15 protein-coding genes are annotated in these 16,430 nt (G+C 65.6%); 4 read left to right on the plus strand and 11 right to left on the minus strand.

Features of this window, described 5'->3' with window-relative positions:
• Positions 1-40 precede the first annotated feature (40 nt).
• From araD to tal, 4 genes are all read right to left on the minus strand, one after another.
• Positions 41-754 (minus strand): L-ribulose-5-phosphate 4-epimerase AraD, encoded by a 714-nt coding sequence (gene araD / locus ASG03_RS18740; protein WP_062476693.1) that lies wholly within the window; start codon positions 752-754, stop codon positions 41-43.
• 7 nt (positions 755-761) lie between these two features.
• Positions 762-2,270 (minus strand): L-arabinose isomerase, encoded by a 1,509-nt coding sequence (araA, locus tag ASG03_RS18745; protein ID WP_062695041.1) that lies wholly within the window; start codon positions 2,268-2,270, stop codon positions 762-764.
• 50 nt (positions 2,271-2,320) lie between these two features.
• Complete coding sequence (locus tag ASG03_RS18750; protein WP_062695042.1) at positions 2,321-3,982, minus strand: ribulokinase; 1,662 nt, start codon at positions 3,980-3,982, stop codon at positions 2,321-2,323.
• A 567-nt stretch (positions 3,983-4,549) separates the two neighbouring features.
• Positions 4,550-5,506, minus strand: a complete 957-nt coding sequence (tal, locus tag ASG03_RS18755) for a transaldolase (protein WP_062695043.1) — start codon at positions 5,504-5,506, stop codon at positions 4,550-4,552.
• A gap of 274 nt (positions 5,507-5,780) precedes the next feature.
• On the opposite strand from tal, the gene ASG03_RS18760 reads away from it, so the two are divergent.
• The 4 genes from ASG03_RS18760 to ASG03_RS18775 all read left to right on the plus strand — a co-directional run bounded on the left by ASG03_RS18760 (position 5,781) and on the right by ASG03_RS18775 (position 9,458).
• Entirely contained in the window at positions 5,781-6,749 is a 969-nt protein-coding gene (locus ASG03_RS18760) for a sugar-binding transcriptional regulator (RefSeq protein WP_062695045.1), read from the plus strand.
• A gap of 102 nt (positions 6,750-6,851) precedes the next feature.
• Positions 6,852-7,331, plus strand: coding sequence for a pyridoxamine 5'-phosphate oxidase family protein (locus ASG03_RS18765; protein ID WP_062476709.1), 480 nt, complete (start codon positions 6,852-6,854; stop codon positions 7,329-7,331).
• A 173-nt stretch (positions 7,332-7,504) separates the two neighbouring features.
• A complete protein-coding gene (locus tag ASG03_RS18770) occupies positions 7,505-8,215 on the plus strand; it encodes a GntR family transcriptional regulator (RefSeq protein WP_062476712.1) in 711 nt (236 codons plus the stop codon).
• 97 nt (positions 8,216-8,312) lie between these two features.
• Positions 8,313-9,458 (plus strand): M24 family metallopeptidase, encoded by a 1,146-nt coding sequence (locus tag ASG03_RS18775; protein WP_062695047.1) that lies wholly within the window; start codon positions 8,313-8,315, stop codon positions 9,456-9,458.
• A 102-nt stretch (positions 9,459-9,560) separates the two neighbouring features.
• On the opposite strand, the gene ASG03_RS18780 is transcribed toward ASG03_RS18775, so the two are convergent.
• The 7 genes from ASG03_RS18780 to ASG03_RS18810 form a co-directional block, all read right to left on the minus strand.
• Positions 9,561-10,553, minus strand: coding sequence for a TRAP transporter substrate-binding protein (locus tag ASG03_RS18780; RefSeq protein ID WP_062695049.1), 993 nt, complete (start codon positions 10,551-10,553; stop codon positions 9,561-9,563).
• A gap of 14 nt (positions 10,554-10,567) precedes the next feature.
• Positions 10,568-12,352 (minus strand): TRAP transporter large permease, encoded by a 1,785-nt coding sequence (locus ASG03_RS18785; RefSeq protein ID WP_062695051.1) that lies wholly within the window; start codon positions 12,350-12,352, stop codon positions 10,568-10,570.
• An 80-nt stretch (positions 12,353-12,432) separates the two neighbouring features.
• Positions 12,433-13,233: a bifunctional hydroxymethylpyrimidine kinase/phosphomethylpyrimidine kinase gene (gene thiD / locus ASG03_RS18790; protein ID WP_062476724.1), complete on the minus strand. Its 801-nt coding sequence runs from the start codon at positions 13,231-13,233 to the stop codon at positions 12,433-12,435.
• Positions 13,230-13,928 carry a thiamine phosphate synthase gene (thiE, locus tag ASG03_RS18795; protein ID WP_062476728.1) on the minus strand — a complete coding sequence of 233 codons (699 nt, stop codon included), beginning with the start codon at positions 13,926-13,928 and terminating at the stop codon, positions 13,230-13,232. The genes thiD and thiE overlap by 4 nt, the downstream gene beginning before the upstream one ends.
• Positions 13,897-14,649 (minus strand): hydroxyethylthiazole kinase, encoded by a 753-nt coding sequence (locus tag ASG03_RS18800; RefSeq protein WP_062695053.1) that lies wholly within the window; start codon positions 14,647-14,649, stop codon positions 13,897-13,899. Before ASG03_RS18800 ends, thiE begins: the two co-directional genes overlap by 32 nt.
• Positions 14,646-15,587: an ABC transporter substrate-binding protein gene (locus tag ASG03_RS18805; protein ID WP_062695055.1), complete on the minus strand. Its 942-nt coding sequence runs from the start codon at positions 15,585-15,587 to the stop codon at positions 14,646-14,648. The genes ASG03_RS18800 and ASG03_RS18805 overlap by 4 nt, the downstream gene beginning before the upstream one ends.
• Positions 15,587-16,381, minus strand: a complete 795-nt coding sequence (locus ASG03_RS18810) for an ABC transporter permease (protein WP_062695057.1) — start codon at positions 16,379-16,381, stop codon at positions 15,587-15,589. Before ASG03_RS18810 ends, ASG03_RS18805 begins: the two co-directional genes overlap by 1 nt.
• Positions 16,382-16,430: the final 49 nt, after the last annotated feature.

Raw genomic sequence — 16,430 nt, forward strand, 5'->3', positions numbered from 1 at the left:
CACCCGCTTCTGGCGAAGCGGGTGCTTTGATTTCAAGAACTTACGACTTGTTTGCCGGGTTGCTCTGGCCGTAGTAGGCGCCAGGGCCATGCTTGCGCTTGAAGTGTTTGGCGAGCAGTTCTGGCTCGATCTGCGGAAGCTTCGGCGCGAGCTGCAGCGACATCATCGCCATATGCGCGATGCACTCGACGGCAACCGCAACCTCGACCGCCTTCGCCACCGTCTTGCCCCAGGTAAACGGGGCGTGGCGGTTGACGAGCACGCCGGGAAAATCCAGCGGATCAGCATTGCCAAGGCACTCGACGATGACGTTGCCCGTTTCCCACTCGTAGGCCGTGCCGATCTCCTCGGCCGTCATCTTGCGGGTCACGGGAATATCGCCGTTGAAGTAGTCGGCATGCGTGGTCCCGAAGATCGGGATCGGCAGTCCGGCCTGGGCGAACGCTGTCGCGTGCGACGAATGGGTGTGCACGACGCCGCCGATGTCCTCGAAAGCCATCAGCAACCGGCGATGTGTCGGCGTGTCCGACGACGGGTTGAGCGTTCCCTCGACCCGCTTGCCGTCGAAATCGACGATCACCATGTCCTCGACTGTCATGGCAGTGTAATCGACGCCGCTCGGCTTGATCGCAAAGACGCCCCGCGCACGGTCGACCGCACTCGCATTGCCGAAGGTCAGGTTGATCAGGCCGTGGCGCGGCAGCGAGACATTCGCCTCGAAGGCTTCGCGCTTGAGTTCCGTATAGACCGACATGGCGTCCTCAGCCCCGGATGCCGCGGGCGAAGTGGTAGTACACCTCGTTGTTGCGCAGATCCTGCTTGAAGGCGGGCAACGTCGTGTCGTCGTTGATGACGGCGAGCTCGATGCCGGCGATGGTGGCGAAGTCTTCCAGCATCTCGGTCGTGACGTCGTAGCTGTAGACCGTGTGGTGCGCGCCGCCGGCGAGAATCCAGGAGGTGCAAGCGGTCTTGAAGTCCGGCTTGCATTCCCAGACGGCACGCGCGACCGGCAGCTTCGGCAGGTCGGGATGCTCGACGGATTCGACTTCGTTGACCAGCAGGCGGAAGCGGTTGCCGAGATCGATCAGCGACGCGTTCAGCGCCGGGCCCTTGATGGCGTCGAACACGAGACGGACCGGATCATCCTTGCCGCCGATGCCGAGCGCGTGGATCTCGACCGAAGGCTTGCCGCTGGCAATCGTCGGGCAGATTTCCAGCATGTGGGAACCGAGCACCTGCTCGGAGCCGGGCGCCATATGGTAGGTATAGTCTTCCATAAAGGAGGTCGCGCTGGTCAGGCCTTCGCCCATGACCTTCAGCGCGCGGAGCAGCGCCGACGTCTTCCAGTCGCCTTCACCGGCAAAGCCGTAGCCATCGGCCATCAGGCGCTGCGGCGCCATGCCCGGCAGCTGTGTCAGGCCGTGCAGGTCTTCGAACGTGGTGGTGAAGCCCTTGAAGCCGCCTTCTTCGAGGAAGGCGCGGATGCCGAGTTCCTGGCGGGCATTGTAAAGCAGCGATTCGTGACGGGCACCGCCTTCGGCAAGGTCGGGCACCACGTCGTAAAGCTTGACGTATTCGGCAGCGAGCGCCTTGACGTCTTCGTCGCTGACGGCGTTCATCCGGGCAGCGAGGTCACCGATACCATAGGTGTTGACCGAGAAGCCGAAGGCCATTTCGGCCGAAACCTTGTCGCCATCGGTCACGGAGACGAAGCGCATGTTGTCGCCGAAGCGGCAGAAGCGGGCACCCTGCCAGTCATGCCAGGCGCGAACGGCACGGATCCACGCATCGATGCGCTGATGGACTTCGGGGTCCGTCCAGTGACCGACGACGACCTTGCGGCCGAGGCGCAGGCGCGTGTGCATGAAGCCGGCTTCACGGTCGCCATGGGCCGACTGGTTGAGGTTCATGTAATCCATGTCGATCGTCGCCCAGGGCAGCTCGCGATCGTACTGGGTGTGGAGATGCAGGAACGGCTTGTTCAGCTGGGCCAGCCCGCGGATCCACATCTTGGCCGGCGAGAAGGTGTGCATCCAGAGGATGAGGCCGGCGCATTCCGCGTCGGCATTCGCCTCGATGCAGAGATCGGCAGCCTGTTCCGGCGTCGTGACGATCGGGCGGCAGACGATTTCGAGCGGGAAATTGCCGGTATCGTCGAGCGCCTTGGCGATTTCCTCGGCATGCGCCGTCACCTGCTGGAGGGCCTCCGGGCCATAGAGGTGCTGCGATCCGCAGACGAACCAGATTTTAGCGGGCTTCAAACCAAACATCGTATCAGTCCTTGTTGTCTATCCTGTCGCACCCGTCGGGTGCGGAAGTTTCAGCTGTTGGCGGCGTACTTGATGTCGATCAGGCTCTTCATCAGGCCGGAAAGATCGGCCTGCTTGTTGAGACCGCCGAAGCTGTCATGCAGGTCGCGGTAGAGCGTGTAGAGGTCGTTGTAGACCGCCTGGTTGGCTGCGATGGGCGTATAGCGCTCGTCGCGCAGCGCGGTCATGGCGGATTGGGCGGCCTCGAAATCCGGGTGTGCACCGGCCAGGACCGACGCCGCGATGGCGCCGCCCAGTGCGCAGGTCTGGCTGGAGCCTGCGACCAGCATGGTGCAGCCGGTAACGTCGGCATAGATCTGCATCAGCATTGGATTCTTCTCGGCAATGCCGCCGGTGCAGACGACGCGATCGACCGCAACGCCATACTCCCGGATCCGCTCGATGATGGCACGCGCGCCGAAGGCCGTCGCCTCGACCAGCGCCCGATAGATCTCGGAACGGGTCGTATAGAGGGTCTGCCCGAGGACCAGGCCGGAGAGGCGCTGATCGACGAGGATCGTACGGTTGCCGTTGTTCCAGTCGAGCGCAAGAAGGCCGCTCTGGCCCGGCTTCAACTGCTCGGCTTCCGCCGTCAATTCGCCATGCAGCGCACCGGAGCCGCCGCAGACGCCCTCGACCCACCATTTGAAGATATCGCCCACGGCCGACTGTCCGGCCTCGACACCGAAGAAGCCGGGCAGGATCGAACCTTCCACGATGCCGCAGATGCCGGGAATATCGCCCGGCTGCGTTTTCACCGGCACGACAGCGCAGTCGCAGGTGGACGTGCCGATGACCTTGACCAGCGTGCCCTCCTCGACGCCGCAGCCGATGGCGCCGTAGTGAACGTCGAAGGCGCCGACGGCGATCGGGATGCCGGCAGGCAGGCCAAGCTTGTCGGCCCACTCGGCCGACAGGGCACCGGCGGGCGTTGCGGCGTCATAGGCCTTGTCGTAGAGCCGGTCGCGCAGCTCGGCGATCTTCGGGTCGAGCATGGCCAGGAATTCCTTGTCCGGCAGCCCGTTCCACGCCGTGTTGTAGAGCGCCTTGTGGCCGGCCGCGCAGACGCCGCGCACGATGTCGCTCGGCGTCTTGACGCCGGCGAGCACCGAGGGCACCCAGTCGGCGAGCTCGACCCAGGAATGGGCGGCGGCGAACACGTCGGGCGCGACCGTCAGGCAGCGCCAGATCTTCGACCACCACCACTCCGACGAATAGGTCGAGCCGACCATCGCGATGTATTGCGGACGGTGTTCGCCGGCGAGCTCGGTGATACGGGCGGCCTCGCGCCAGCTGGTATGGTCCTTCCAGAGCCAGCACTGCGCATTGGGGTTGTTCTCGAACTGCGGGAGCATGCCGAGCGCCTGGTTTGCGGCATCCACCGGCAGCGGGCTCGAGCCCGTGCTGTCGACGCCGATGCCGGCCACCTTGGAGACGTCGAAATCCGGCTGGGTCACGGCCTCGCGGAGCGCCCGCGCCACGCTTTCCTGCAAGCCATAGAGGTAATCGGCCGGGCTCTGGCGCGCGACATTGTGGTCGCGCGGGTCGAGCAGCACGCCCTGCGTCCCGCTGGGATAGTCCACGACGCCCGTGCCGTATTCCTTGCCGTCGGACGCGCGCACGATGAGGGCGCGAACCGAATTTGTGCCGTAGTCGATACCGAGAGTGAACATGAAAGCTCCAGAAAAATGCGAATGTCAGCCTGTCGAAACGTCACGAACCGCTGCGACCGCAACGCGTCCTCGAGACACGCGCTGGGATCGCAGCGAAAACTTCGGGCCCGCGGCCGTCCCGAACCGTCGGACCGCCGAAACCCCGGGATCGGAGCCCGGAAGCTCGGAGACCCACCTGCGCAGCGCGATCTGCGCGGCGCCGCGCGCCCGCCGATCTCCTGCTCGAATAGTCCGATTCCCCTCCCGAAACCGCCGCTCCGCGAACAGCGCGGACAGAAAAATCATATTGTAATACTTTTGTAAACAGAGAACCTCAGCTTTTCCGCATGGACGTCGTCCCCGCTGACCTCACCCATTTCCGAGCCCCTCGCCGTGCACGTTCGCTTGCCGTGAACCCCCGCTGTGCGCCGGCGCAGATTGGCATGAGAGGATGACGAGGTGAAGGCGTCTTGCGCGATATCGACAGGCCCGTAACGCGCGCCTCGACTGTCGGAGGCTTGGCACGAAAAAGCCGGCACACTCATGATGCACCGGCCCTTCATGTCGTCGATCCGCGGCTTGGCGCGCTTAGACAGCCAGACGCTTAGCGACCTGATCGCGGAGCGCGTGCAGATCCTTGGCAAACGCGCGAATGCCTTCGGACAGCTTTTCTGTCGCCATGGCATCTTCGTTCAGCATCCAGCGGAACGTCTTCTCGTCCATGTGGATTTTCTCCACGGGCGTGACGTTGTCGGGCGAAAGCTTGCGCTCGAGCTTGCCGTCGTCCTTGGACAGTTCTTCGAGCAGCGCCGGGCTGATCGTGAGACGGTCGCAGCCCGCAAGCGCTTCGATCTCGCCGATATTGCGGAACGAGGCGCCCATGACGACGGTCTTGATGTCGTTGGCCTTGTAGTAATTGTAGATCTCGCGCACGGAAACCACGCCCGGATCCGTTTCAGACGTGTACTTCTCGCCCGTGGACTTGACGTACCAGTCGAGAATGCGGCCGACGAAGGGCGAGATGAGGAAGGCCTTGGCATCGGCGCAGGCAACCGCCTGGGCCATGCTGAAGAGCAGCGTCAGGTTGCAGTCGATGCCTTCCTTCTGCAGCACTTCCGCAGCGCGGATCCCTTCCCAGGTCGAGGCGAGCTTGATCAGGATGCGGTCGCGTTCGATGCCGCGCTCCTTGTAGGCAGCAATGATGGCGCGCCCCTTGGCAATCGAACCCTCGGTGTCGAAGGACAGGTCGGCATCGACTTCGGTCGAGACGCGGCCGGGAACCAGCTTGGACAGTTCCGCACCCACGGACACGGCCAGACGGTCGGCAACGGCGCTGACCAGCGCATCGCCCGAGCTCGACTGGCTCTTTGCCCAGGTGACGGCTTCCGCATTGATCTCGTCGAACAGCGGTGTGCCCAGCGCCTTCAGCACGATGGTCGGGTTCGTCGTGCAATCCACCGGCTTGAGGCGGGCAACGGCCTCGATATCGCCGGTGTCGGCCACGACGGTCGTGATGCCGCGTAATTGTTCCAGCTTGGACATCATCTTCGCCTTTCGTCTTCTTTCGTCGGGAGGTGCGAAATGCGGCCTCTGCAGCGCGTCATCTCTTCCCTCGATAGGACTTCCGTCGCCGCGCGACGGTTGGTGAGACCGAACGGAAATTAAAGCCTGAGGTTCCGCTACCGGCCAGACTGGATATGAGGAGCTTGATGACTTTTGTCAAATCGTTTATTCAAAAGTTGTGCCGCATCCTTGGATTTCGGGACCGTCATCGGGACGCTATCGCCCCCGAGACCCATCATGCAAAAGGATCGACGCCTTGGCCAGACTGGACAGGACCAACCCGAACATACTGCTCGACACGCGCTCGCTGCGCCTGCGGGCGGCATGGCTGTATTACAACAGAGGGCTCACGCAGAAGGACATTGCCGAAAACCTGGGGATCAGCCGGGCAACCGTGATCCGCATGCTGGACGAGGCGGTGAAGCGCGCCGAGGTGCAGATCTGGATCAACGAGACGCCGGAGGATTGTACCGGCCTTGCCCTGCGGCTCGAGGAAAAGCTGGGATTGGACGAGGCGATCGTCGTTCCGGGCGACGGCAATGTCGATGAAACCGCCCGCGATGTCGGGGCGGCGCTGGGCACCTTCCTGTCAGAGGTCATCCGCGACGGCAACGTGATTGGCGTCGGCTGGGGCCGAACGCTCAGCGCATCGCTGCAGACGTTCCGACCGCCGCGCATGGAAAAGGCCAAGATCGTGTCGCTTCTGGGCGGGCTGGTGGAAACATCCACCCTCAATCCGGTCGATTACTCCTGGCGTCTGGCAAGCGCGCTCGGTGCGGATTGCATGCTGATGCTGGCGCCGTTGATCGTGGACAGCGAGGAGACGAAGGCACGCCTGATCGAACGCTGCGGGCTCGACCGTCTGTTTGCGACCGCCGAGATGCTCGACATCGCCGTCGTCAGCTGCGGCGATTTCAGCGCCCACGGATCTTCCCTCTCCCCGGGATTTCTTCCGCCGGAGGATCTGACGGCGCTGCTGGCGGCCGGGACGGTCTGCGATACGCTCTGCCATTTTCTCGATGCGGCTGGAAACAGCGTCGATCACCCCTTGAACCGACGTGTCATGTCGGTCGGCCTTTCCGCTGTCGCCAAGGCTCGTCACGTCGTTATTGCCTCGGGCGGGCGCAAGCGCGTCGCAGCCATCCGCGCCACCATGGCCCGCACCGGCTGCCACACGCTGATCACCGACGAAGCCGCCGCGCGCGGCCTGCTCGACATGGCCTGAGGTCGACGGGCCCACGCTCGCCGAGCAGGCGCGCGGGACGAGCGACGGAACAGAAAGCCGGTCTTCGCTGTTCTCCCTGGGAACGAACCCAAGGAGACACACATGGCGCATACCGACGACACGACGAAGGTCTGGGATCTCATCGACAAGATCGGCTTCTGCATGCTGGCGACCGAAACCGGCAACGACATCCGCGCACGGCCGATGGCCGCCTATGTCGAGCGCATGGAGAATTCCGTCTACTTCCTGACCGACGCCGACAGCCACAAGGACGAGGAAGTCGAGGCGCATCCGAATGTCTGCCTTGCCTTTGCTGACTCCAAGGGCCATAAATACGTCTCCCTCTCCGGGACGGCGTCGATCGAGAACGACCGCGAGAAGATCAAGGAACTCTGGGGCACGCCGGCCAAGGCCTGGTGGGACAGCCCGGATGATCCGAAGATCCGCATCCTGCGCGTCACGCCGTCGTTTGCCGAATATTGGGACAGCCCCGGCACCGTCATCAGCTACATCAAGATGGCGGCAGCGGCCGTGTCCAACACGAAGCCGGACATGGGCGAGAACGCCAAGGTCAATCTCTGATCGATCCTCCACAATCGCTCCCGTTCGAAGGCGCGGCACTTCTGCCGCGCCGTCTTTCATTCAAACCTACGACGTCCGCAACACGGCGCAGAGTGTCGACAGCCTGTATTATCCCGTGATAGAGATCGTGGAGCCCCCTATCTGAGGGCAGTGTCCATGCAGGGAGCGGTCTCATGACGGAAGCGGTATCGCCGGATGCGGTTCGCGCCCGCGGCTCGGGCACGCAAAGTGTCTACGCAGCCTTGCGCACGGAAATCCTGTCCATGGCCCTGTCGCCCGGCAGCCCGCTCGACGAGGTCCGACTGTCGGAACGCTTCGGCATGTCGCGCACGCCGATCCGCGAGGCGCTGCTGCGCCTGTCGGCCGATGGCTTGGTGACGACGCTGCCGAACCGCAACACCATTGTTGCCACCATCGATTTTGCAGCCCTGCCGCCGTATTTCGACGCACTCACGCTGATGTACCGCGTCACGACGCGTGCTGCCGCTGCGCGCCGCGATCCTGCAGGGATGCAGGAGGTCCGCCGCCACCAGCAGGCTTTCGCCGAAGCGGTCGAGGCGCATGACGCCTATGGCATGATCGAGGCCAACCGGGAATTCCACGTGGCCATCGCCGTGCTCGGCGGCAATCCCTATTACGTCAGCTTCTTCAGCCGCCTGCTGGATGAAGGCCGCCGCATTCTCAGGCTCTATTACTCGACCTTCGATGATCGGCTTCCCCGGCAATATGTCGAGGAACATGAAGCCATCATCGCCGCCATCGAGGCCGGCGACGTGGACACGTGCGACCGGCTGGCCATCGCCCATGCCGCCCAGATCGTTCGGCAGATCCAGGAGTATGTCGCCCGCGACATGGGCAAGGCGACAGCCATCCAGAACCTCTGATCTGTGACACGGCAACGGCCGGTCGTCACCCCGATCGACCAGCATCACGGACAGGTTCAGAGACATCAGAGACACCCAGCGAGCCAGAAAGCACGTCATGCCCCATCCCGATCTCGGACTCCCCCCGTTCATTTCCGACGCCGAGCGGCAGCAGCGCCTGGAAACGCTGCGCGCGGGCCTTGACGCTCAGGGGCTTGCCGGTCTTCTCCTCGGATCATCCAAGAGCCTGCAGTATTTTACCGGTCTTCACTGGCATGCGAGCGAGCGGCTGCTGGGCGCCCTGGTGACCCCGACCTCGCTGCATTACATCGTGCCCGGCTTCGAGCAGAGCCGTGTCGAAACGCTGCCGCATCTGCCGGGCGAGATTGCGGTCTGGCAGGAAGAGGAAAGCCCCGCCGATCTGATCCGCCGGATCCTCGGGACGACAGGCAGCCTCGCGCTCGACGACGCCCTGCCGCTCGCCATCTATCACCCCTTGGCGACGGCCTTCGGTGCGGAACGCCTCGCGGACGGCGGACCGCTGATCCGGGATATTCGGATCGTCAAATCGCCCGCGGAAATCGCCATCATCCAGCATGCGATGGATATCACGCTCGACGTGCACAAGCGGGCCCATGCGCAGATGGCACCGGGCGTGCGCGCCTCCGACATCGTCCGCTTCATCGATCGCGAGCACCGGGCCCTGGCCGGCTCCGGCTCCACCTTCTGCATTGTCTCCTTCGGCGCAGCCACGTCCCTGCCCCATGGGGCGGATGGCGATCAAGTCCTCGCCGAAGGCGATGCGATCCTCGTCGATACCGGCACGCAGATCGACGGCTATCACTCGGATCTCACCCGCAGCTACATGCTCGGAGAGCCGACGCCGGATTTCGCCCGCGCCTGGAGCATTGAGCGGGAAGCGCAGCAGGCCGTGTTCGATGCCGCCCGCATCGGCGCGCCCTGCCACAGTCTCGACGACGCCGCCCGCGCGGTTCTCCGACGTCACGGCCTCGGCCCCGACTACGCGCTGCCCGGCCTGCCGCACCGCGCCGGTCACGGCCTCGGTCTGGAGATCCACGAGCATCCCTATATCGTGCGCGGCAACACGCTGGCGCTGCGCGCCGGAATGGTCTTTTCCAATGAGCCGATGGTCGTCTTCCCCGATCGCTTCGGCGTCCGCCTGGAAGACCACATCTACATGACCGAGGCAGGCCCCAGGTGGTTCACCGAACCGGCGCCAAGCCCTACCCAGCCCGTGGCATAAGGATCATGGGAGGCCTCGCCGAAGGCGCGGCTCTCCCTGCCCCTTGCGCCTTTCCGGCGACCACCGATTGACCCGAGGACCCCAGTTAGACCCCGGAAAGGCTCAGAGCGCCTCGACAGCCTTGATGCGCACCTGACCGCCGATGACGGGTGCAAAGGCGTCCCAGACGCCGCGCGCGCCCTGACGCCAGGCGGCAAGGTCGGGGACATCGAGAACCTGCCCGCCGTGCGACCGGGCGGTCGCGACGCTCGCCGCCTCGTCGGCGACGATCAGATCATTGAAAACGCTGGCACCTTCCCGGGACGCATCGGTCAACACCTGCTGTTCCTCGGACGACAGCCCGTTCCAGAAGCTTCCGGCAAAATAGACGACGCCGGACGCGCGGATATGGCCTGTCAGCATCATCACCGGCACGACCTCATAGAGCTTGAACCCGGCATAGGCCGATTTCGTCAGGTCCATCGCATCGACCACCCCGGTGGACAGGGCATTGTAGGTTTCGGTGATGGGGATGCCGACGGGAACGGCTCCGAAGCCCGACCAGAGCTTGGTATGGAGCGGGCTCTGGATCACGCGGATCTTCCGTCCGGCCATGTCCTGCGGCCTGAGGATCGGCTCCTTGGCGAGCAGATGCCGGGCACCATAGTCGATGAAACCCGTGGCGATGAAATTCTGCGCTTTGAGCCTGTCTTGAAGCTCGACGCCGATCTCGCCGCCCACCACGCGCGCGACATGGGCCGCATCCCTGTAGAGAAAGGGCAGGTCCAGGATCTGCAGCTCGGGCACCCAGCCCGACAGGGAGGACGTGGTGGCGAGGCTTGCCTGCACAGCCCCGAGCCGCGTCGCCTCGGCCACGTCCTTTTCCCCGCCCAGAGCGCCATTGGCGACGACATTGAACCGGAAGCGGCCCGGTATGCGGCTTTCCACCCGCTCGGCGATATGCCGCCAGATCCGGGTTTCCGGCTTTTCCTCGCCCAGCAGAGAGGCGACCGTGATGCTCGTGGTCCTTGCGAAGGCCGGACGCACAAGCGCCGGTGCGGCGAGGCCTGCGGCCAGGGCGGATGTCAGGAAGCTGCGACGGGTGATGATGGACATGGGTTTCGAGTTCCTCAGGGACGGAAGATGAGCGCGAGCGCGGACAGGACGACGAGCGCGACGAGAAGCGCGGCGAGATAAGGCAGGACGGCGCGAAACAGTGCGAGGGCCGGCACGCCGGTCACGCCGGACACGACGAAGACGAGCAGGCCGAGGGGCGGCGTCAGCCCATGGATCATCAGGTTAACCACGAGGATCACCCCGAAATGCACCGGATCGATGCCGGCACCGACGGCAGCCGGCAACAGCACGGGACCGATGAGGAGGATCGCCGCGCCGATGTCGAGGATCAGCCCCAGCGCCAGGAGCACGAGGTTGGACAGGAGCAGCACCGACAAGGCACTGCCGCCAAGCAGCGTGACGAGCGACTGCATGACGCCGGCGATATCGTCGATGGCCAGCAGGAAGGCAAAGGGCGCAGCCGTGCCGATGAGCAGCCCGATCGCCGAGGCCTCGACGGCAGCCTGCCGGAAAACGCGGGAGACGCCCCGGGCGCCGCGCTGCGCCACGAGCGCGAGACCGAACGTATAAGTCGCTGCGAGTGCGGCGGCCTCGGTGGTCGTGACGAGGCCGACGCGGATGCCGAGGACGACGATCAGCCCAAGCCCGAAGGCGGGAACGGCGGACAAGGCCGCACGCGCCTGCACGCGGCGCCCGACACGGGGCGTGCGCCCGTGCTCTCCGGCTGTCAGCGCGATGGCGACCGCCAGGCACAGCGCCATCAGCCCGCCAGCGACGAAGCCGCCGGTGAGCAGGGAACCGATCGACAGATTGGTGGCGGCGGCAAGCAGCAGGAAGGCGATGGACGGCGGAATGACGTTGTCGAGCACGGAGGTTGCAGCGATGATGGCCCCGGCCTGGGCCGGCGGATAGCCATGGCGCACCAGCTCCGGCTGAAAGGTCGCAGCCCCGAAGGCCGCATTGGCCACGGACGAGCCGGAGGCTCCCGAAAAGAGCACGCTGGTCAGAAGAACCGTCTGCGCAAGACCGGCACGCCGATGACCGACGAGGCTGGCGGCAAACCGCACCAGCCGGTCGGCAGCACCCGACGCCGTCAGCAGCGCCCCGGTGAGCAGGAAGAACGGGACGGCCAGAAGAAGAAATTTGGACAGGCCGGCAATCGTCGTTGACAGGATCGCCGGTTCCGGCAGGCTGCTGCCGAAGGCGACCGCCATGGCCGCAGCCGCAAGGAAGGCATGGGAAAGCGGTGCCGACACCAGGAGACTCAGGCCCGCAAGCAGTGCCAGGAAGAGGCTTGGCGGCCAGGACGTTTCGATGACGGCGTGGCCCGCAAAAAGGTGCAGGGCGACGCCGAGCAGCGGTCCGGCCACCGCCCCCACCCGGTCGCCTTGCGCAATCCGGGTCAGAAAGAGCCTCACGAGCAGGGCCCCGCCCCCGAAGACAGGAAGCGCGAAACGCAGGGCTTCGGGAAGCCCGAGCGTCGGCGACGTTCCCCCGACCATGCCGATCACAGCCGTCCCTCCGGAGACGAGGACGAGGCCGGCCAGCACCGAGACCGCGTCGGCACAGATGGCGGCGGCCCGCTGCGGCAGAGGGGGCAACCGTGACACCAGGACATCGAGCCGCATGGCGAGCGGCCCGTTCAGCGCCAGCGGCGCGCCGACGGAGATGAGGGCGATGTGCAGCCAGATCCCGAGATCCTCTGCCCCCAGAAGCCCGGTGTGGAACCCGTAGCGCAGCACGATGCCCGTGATCACCACGCCGAGCATGATCGCAAGGACGAACCCGGCCAGCGCGCCGAGAAGACGGTCGAGCCCGTGCAGAAGGACGCTGGCCATACGCGCCGGCCGACCCGGGTCTTTGGCCGAGCCACGCGGGCTCGGGCCGCCTCCCGGCGCGGGCCGGTCAGTAAGGGTCGTCACGCCGGCCACCACCGGTAGAAATGGTGCACCGGGCCGCGCCCCTTGCCGATCGACAGGCCACGCCCGGCTTCCAGCGCCTGGTGAAGATAGGTTTTCGACAGGCTGATCGCCTCGACGATGTCATAGCCCCGTGCGAGGTGGGCCGTGATGGCGGCCGCCAGCGTACAGCCGGTGCCGTGATCGTTCCGCGTTGCGATCCGCGGTGCGGCAAAGGTCCGCACGCTGTTGCCGTCGAACAGGAGGTCGACGCTTTCCGGCCCGTCGCCATGCCCGCCTTTGATGAGCACGGTCCCGGCGCCGGCTTTCAGGATCGCCTCAGCCTGCTGCGTCATGCCCGTCCGGTCCTGTGCGACCGGCGTTCCCGTGAGCAGCGCCGCTTCCGGAAGGTTCGGCGTCACGATCGCCGCGCGGGGCACGAGCACGGTCCGCAAAGCGTCGATCGCTTCTTCCCGCAGCAGCCGATCGCCCGAGGTCGCGACCATGACGGGGTCGAGGACCACAGGCCCGGCAAACCCGGCAAGACCCGCAGCGATCGTCTCGATGGTCTCGGCCCGCGACACCATGCCGATCTTCAGCGCCCGCACATCCATGTCGGCAAAGATGGCCGCCATCTGCGCGGCGATCAGTGCGGACGAAATGTCCTCGACCGCCGTAACCCCCGTCGTGTTCTGCGCCGTCACCGCGGTGATGACGCTCGTGGCAAAGGTCTCAAGCGCGGAAAACGTCTTGATGTCGGCCTGAATGCCGGCGCCGCCTCCGCTGTCGGAGCCGGCAATGGTCAGGGCAACGGCGGTCATCGGGCGGCCCCCAGCCTGGCCTCCCGTCCAGCCTCCACCCCGGCATCCACCGCCGAGCGGAACGACCGGGTCGCTCCCCCAATGTCACCGGACCTGAAGATTGCAGAGATCACCGCGACACCGTCGGCGCCGGCGGCAATGACCTCCGGCACCCGTGCCAGATCGATCCCGGCGATGGCACTGACAGGCAGATCGGGGCTGAGGCGGCGGATCGCTTCGCGCAAGGTGCGGAGCCCGGAAAGCCCGACCGGCGGATCCGGATTGACCTTGGAAAGGGTCTCGAACACGCCGCCGATGCAGGCATAGGTCGCGGGCGCTCGACCCGCACGGTCCGCATCGGCTTCCGTCTTCACGGTCAGCCCGATGATGGCCGTCCCGCCCAGCAGACGCCGTGCCGTCTCCGCATCCATGTCGTCGGCACCGAGGTGCACCCCGTCCGCACCGGCTGCGAGCGCCACGTCCACCCGGTCGTTGACGACGAAGGCAACGCCCGTGCCGGCAAGCGCCTCCCGGATGGACGTCGCCCGCTCGACCATGACGCGCGTCGATGCCGTTTTGTCGCGATACTGGATCAGGGTTGCGCCATTCCGGGCGGCGGCCCGTGCCAGGTCCGGCAGAGGCGCGATGTCGGCGAGCGATGCATCGACGATCGCGTTGAGGCGATTATCGACGCCCGATGAGGTCATGCTGGTCATGGTGGATCCTTGCAAGAGGAAGAATGTCGGCCTCGCCGACGGCGGCGAGCGCGTCGAGAAACAGCGGCGCGAAGGTGCCGGGCCCCTGTGCCCTCGACGCCGCCAGTTCGGCCGCGACGCCGGTAACCGCGAGAGCGGAACCGGCCGCCGCCAGCGCATCGGGCTCGGCGGCGAGAAAGGCTGCGATGACGCCGCCCGAGAGGCATCCGGTGCCGGTGACCTGCGCCATGAAGGGATGCCCGTTGGCGATCTCCACGCAGGAATGGCCGACCTGCAGCCGATCGACCGGACCGGTCACGATCCGCAGGATGCCGGGCGTCTCGCCGATCAACGCCATCTCGGCGCGGTTGCCGCGCACGACGGTCGGGCGAAGCGCGATCAGCTCCTGTGCGAAAGCGAGCCGGGACGGCGAGTAATCGCAATGGACGGGATCGACGATCCAGGGTTTACCTTGTGCCCGCGCCACCGCGACGCCGAGCCGGATCGCCGCACGCCGTTCCGCGTCGAGCGTGCCGAGATTGACGGTCAGCGCATCCGCACGGGCGACGAAGCTCTCGACCTCTTCGAGCGACCCGGTCATCGAGGGCAGGCCACCGATGACCGTAATGCCGTCGGCCGTGAACTTCTGAACCACGGTGTTCATGAGACAGTGGACGCGCGGACGCGCCTGCCGCACCCGCGCCAGGATATCCGCAGCGATCTGTGCACTAAGGCCGGTCATTTCAGCTCCACGGCAATTTCGGCGACATCCGGCGCTTTCGCGATCAAGCCCTCATCCTTCATGAAGGCGCCGAAGCGGGCATAGCGGCCCGTGTCGAGCGCCGCGGGACGCTTGGCGAACCGTGGCAGCGTGTCGAAAAAGGCGGTGCGGTTCAGCTCGTCGTCGAGGTTCGGATAGGCTTTGGCAAACACGGCCCAGGCCTCGTCCGGATGGTTGGTGAGAAAGATGGAGGCCTCCTCGACGGCTGCGAGGAAGCGCGGCAGCCGATCGTCCGAAAGGAGATCCCGATGCGTGACGAAGACGAGTTCGTCATAGGTCGGGATGCCGTGCTCCTCGAGGAAGAAGGCGCGTCCCGGATGACCCTCGAGCTTCATCTGGGTCAGCTCGAAATTGCGATATCCGCCGATCGTGGCATCGACGGCCCCGGAAATGAGCGACGGCGACAAGGAGAAGTTGACGTTGACGAGGTCGACATCGTCCTTTCCGAGCCCTGCAGACGCCAGCATGCGCTGAAGCAGCACGTCCTCGAAACCCGAAACCGAGTAGCCGACCTTGCGCCCCTTCAGATCCTTCAGGCTCTTGATCGGCCCGTCGGCGAGAACCGTCACCGTGTTCAAGGGTGTTTCGACCAGGGTCCCGAACCGCACGATCGGCAGGCCTGCTTCATGGTCGCGGTAGAGATTGGGCTGGTAGTGGATGCCGATATCCGCCTGCTTGGCCGCGACCAGCCGCGGCACGACCGACGGGTCGGCGGGCGGCACGAGCTCGACATCGAGCCCGGCCTTGGCAAACAGCCCCTTTTCCTGCGCGATCACCAGGGGTGCGTGGTCAGGATTGACGAACCATTCGAGCAGCACGGTCAATTTGTCGGCGGCTTGAGCGGAGGTGGTCAGAAGACCGGTCATGGCGAGCATCGTCGCGACGAGAAGGCGGATCATCAAGATCTCCAGGATGAGACGGTTTCAAAGGATTTGGGGGCCCGCCGCGGGCGGTCGCTCTCGCGCGCCCAGGGCGCAAGGCGAGACGTGAGGATATCGACCAGCAGGCGCAGGATGAGGGTTATGACGGCCAGCACCGCCATGGCGGCAAAGACGGTCGCGGTCTGCATGCGGGCATTGGCCTGCACCATGACAAAGCCGAGGCCGGCCGACGCCCCGACCCACTCGCCGACCACGGCCCCGAGCGGCGCCAGCGGCGCGGCGACCCGCAGGCCGGAGACAAGGCTTGGAAGCGCGAGCGGTGCGCGCACCGACACCAGCGCCTGCCAGTGCGTGGCCTGCGTCAGCGACACCGCGTCCACGATGTCCCGCTCCGTCCGGTTCAACCCGTCCGCAAAGGCGGAGGCGACGGGGAAGAAGATGATCAGCACCGTCATCGCGACCTTGGACGCCATGCCGAAGCCGAGCCAGACGACGAGGATCGGTGCGAGCACGAAAACCGGCAGCGCCTGGAGAACGAGAATCGTCGGCCAGACGAACGGTCCGAGGCGCGGATGCGCCGCAAGCACGAACGCCGTTCCCGCGCCGAGGGCCGCACCGGCCACGAGCCCGATCAGGATTTCCGAAAGGGTCACGAGGCTCTGCGCCATCAGGAAGGCGGGCTGGTCGCGAAACACCGCGACAACGGCCAGCGGCGACGGCAGCAGATAGGCCGGCGGCGAGAACGCGGCCGTGCCTGCCTGCCACAGCAGCACCAACACACCGAGCCCCAGGGCCGCATGCAGGGCGCGCACGGCTAGCCGTTCACCTGATGCGGCGGGAAAAGCGGACAAACGGGCGGCA

Origin of the sequence: Rhizobium sp. Leaf341, assembly GCF_001424325.1 — a bacterium.
Classification (GTDB): domain Bacteria; phylum Pseudomonadota; class Alphaproteobacteria; order Rhizobiales; family Rhizobiaceae; genus Ferranicluibacter.

Coding starts and splice junctions, on each gene's coding strand:
- araD (WP_062476693.1), bottom strand. CDS start 754: ATGTCGGTCTATACGGAACTCAAGCGCGAAGCCTTCGAGGCGAATGTC.
- araA (WP_062695041.1), bottom strand. CDS start 2,270: ATGTTTGGTTTGAAGCCCGCTAAAATCTGGTTCGTCTGCGGATCGCAG.
- ASG03_RS18750 (WP_062695042.1), bottom strand. CDS start 3,982: ATGTTCACTCTCGGTATCGACTACGGCACAAATTCGGTTCGCGCCCTC.
- tal (WP_062695043.1), bottom strand. CDS start 5,506: ATGATGTCCAAGCTGGAACAATTACGCGGCATCACGACCGTCGTGGCC.
- ASG03_RS18765 (WP_062476709.1), top strand. CDS start 6,852: ATGGCGCATACCGACGACACGACGAAGGTCTGGGATCTCATCGACAAG.
- ASG03_RS18770 (WP_062476712.1), top strand. CDS start 7,505: ATGACGGAAGCGGTATCGCCGGATGCGGTTCGCGCCCGCGGCTCGGGC.
- ASG03_RS18775 (WP_062695047.1), top strand. CDS start 8,313: ATGCCCCATCCCGATCTCGGACTCCCCCCGTTCATTTCCGACGCCGAG.
- ASG03_RS18780 (WP_062695049.1), bottom strand. CDS start 10,553: ATGTCCATCATCACCCGTCGCAGCTTCCTGACATCCGCCCTGGCCGCA.
- ASG03_RS18785 (WP_062695051.1), bottom strand. CDS start 12,352: ATGGCCAGCGTCCTTCTGCACGGGCTCGACCGTCTTCTCGGCGCGCTG.
- thiD (WP_062476724.1), bottom strand. CDS start 13,233: ATGACCGCCGTTGCCCTGACCATTGCCGGCTCCGACAGCGGAGGCGGC.
- thiE (WP_062476728.1), bottom strand. CDS start 13,928: ATGACCAGCATGACCTCATCGGGCGTCGATAATCGCCTCAACGCGATC.
- ASG03_RS18800 (WP_062695053.1), bottom strand. CDS start 14,649: ATGACCGGCCTTAGTGCACAGATCGCTGCGGATATCCTGGCGCGGGTG.
- ASG03_RS18805 (WP_062695055.1), bottom strand. CDS start 15,587: ATGATCCGCCTTCTCGTCGCGACGATGCTCGCCATGACCGGTCTTCTG.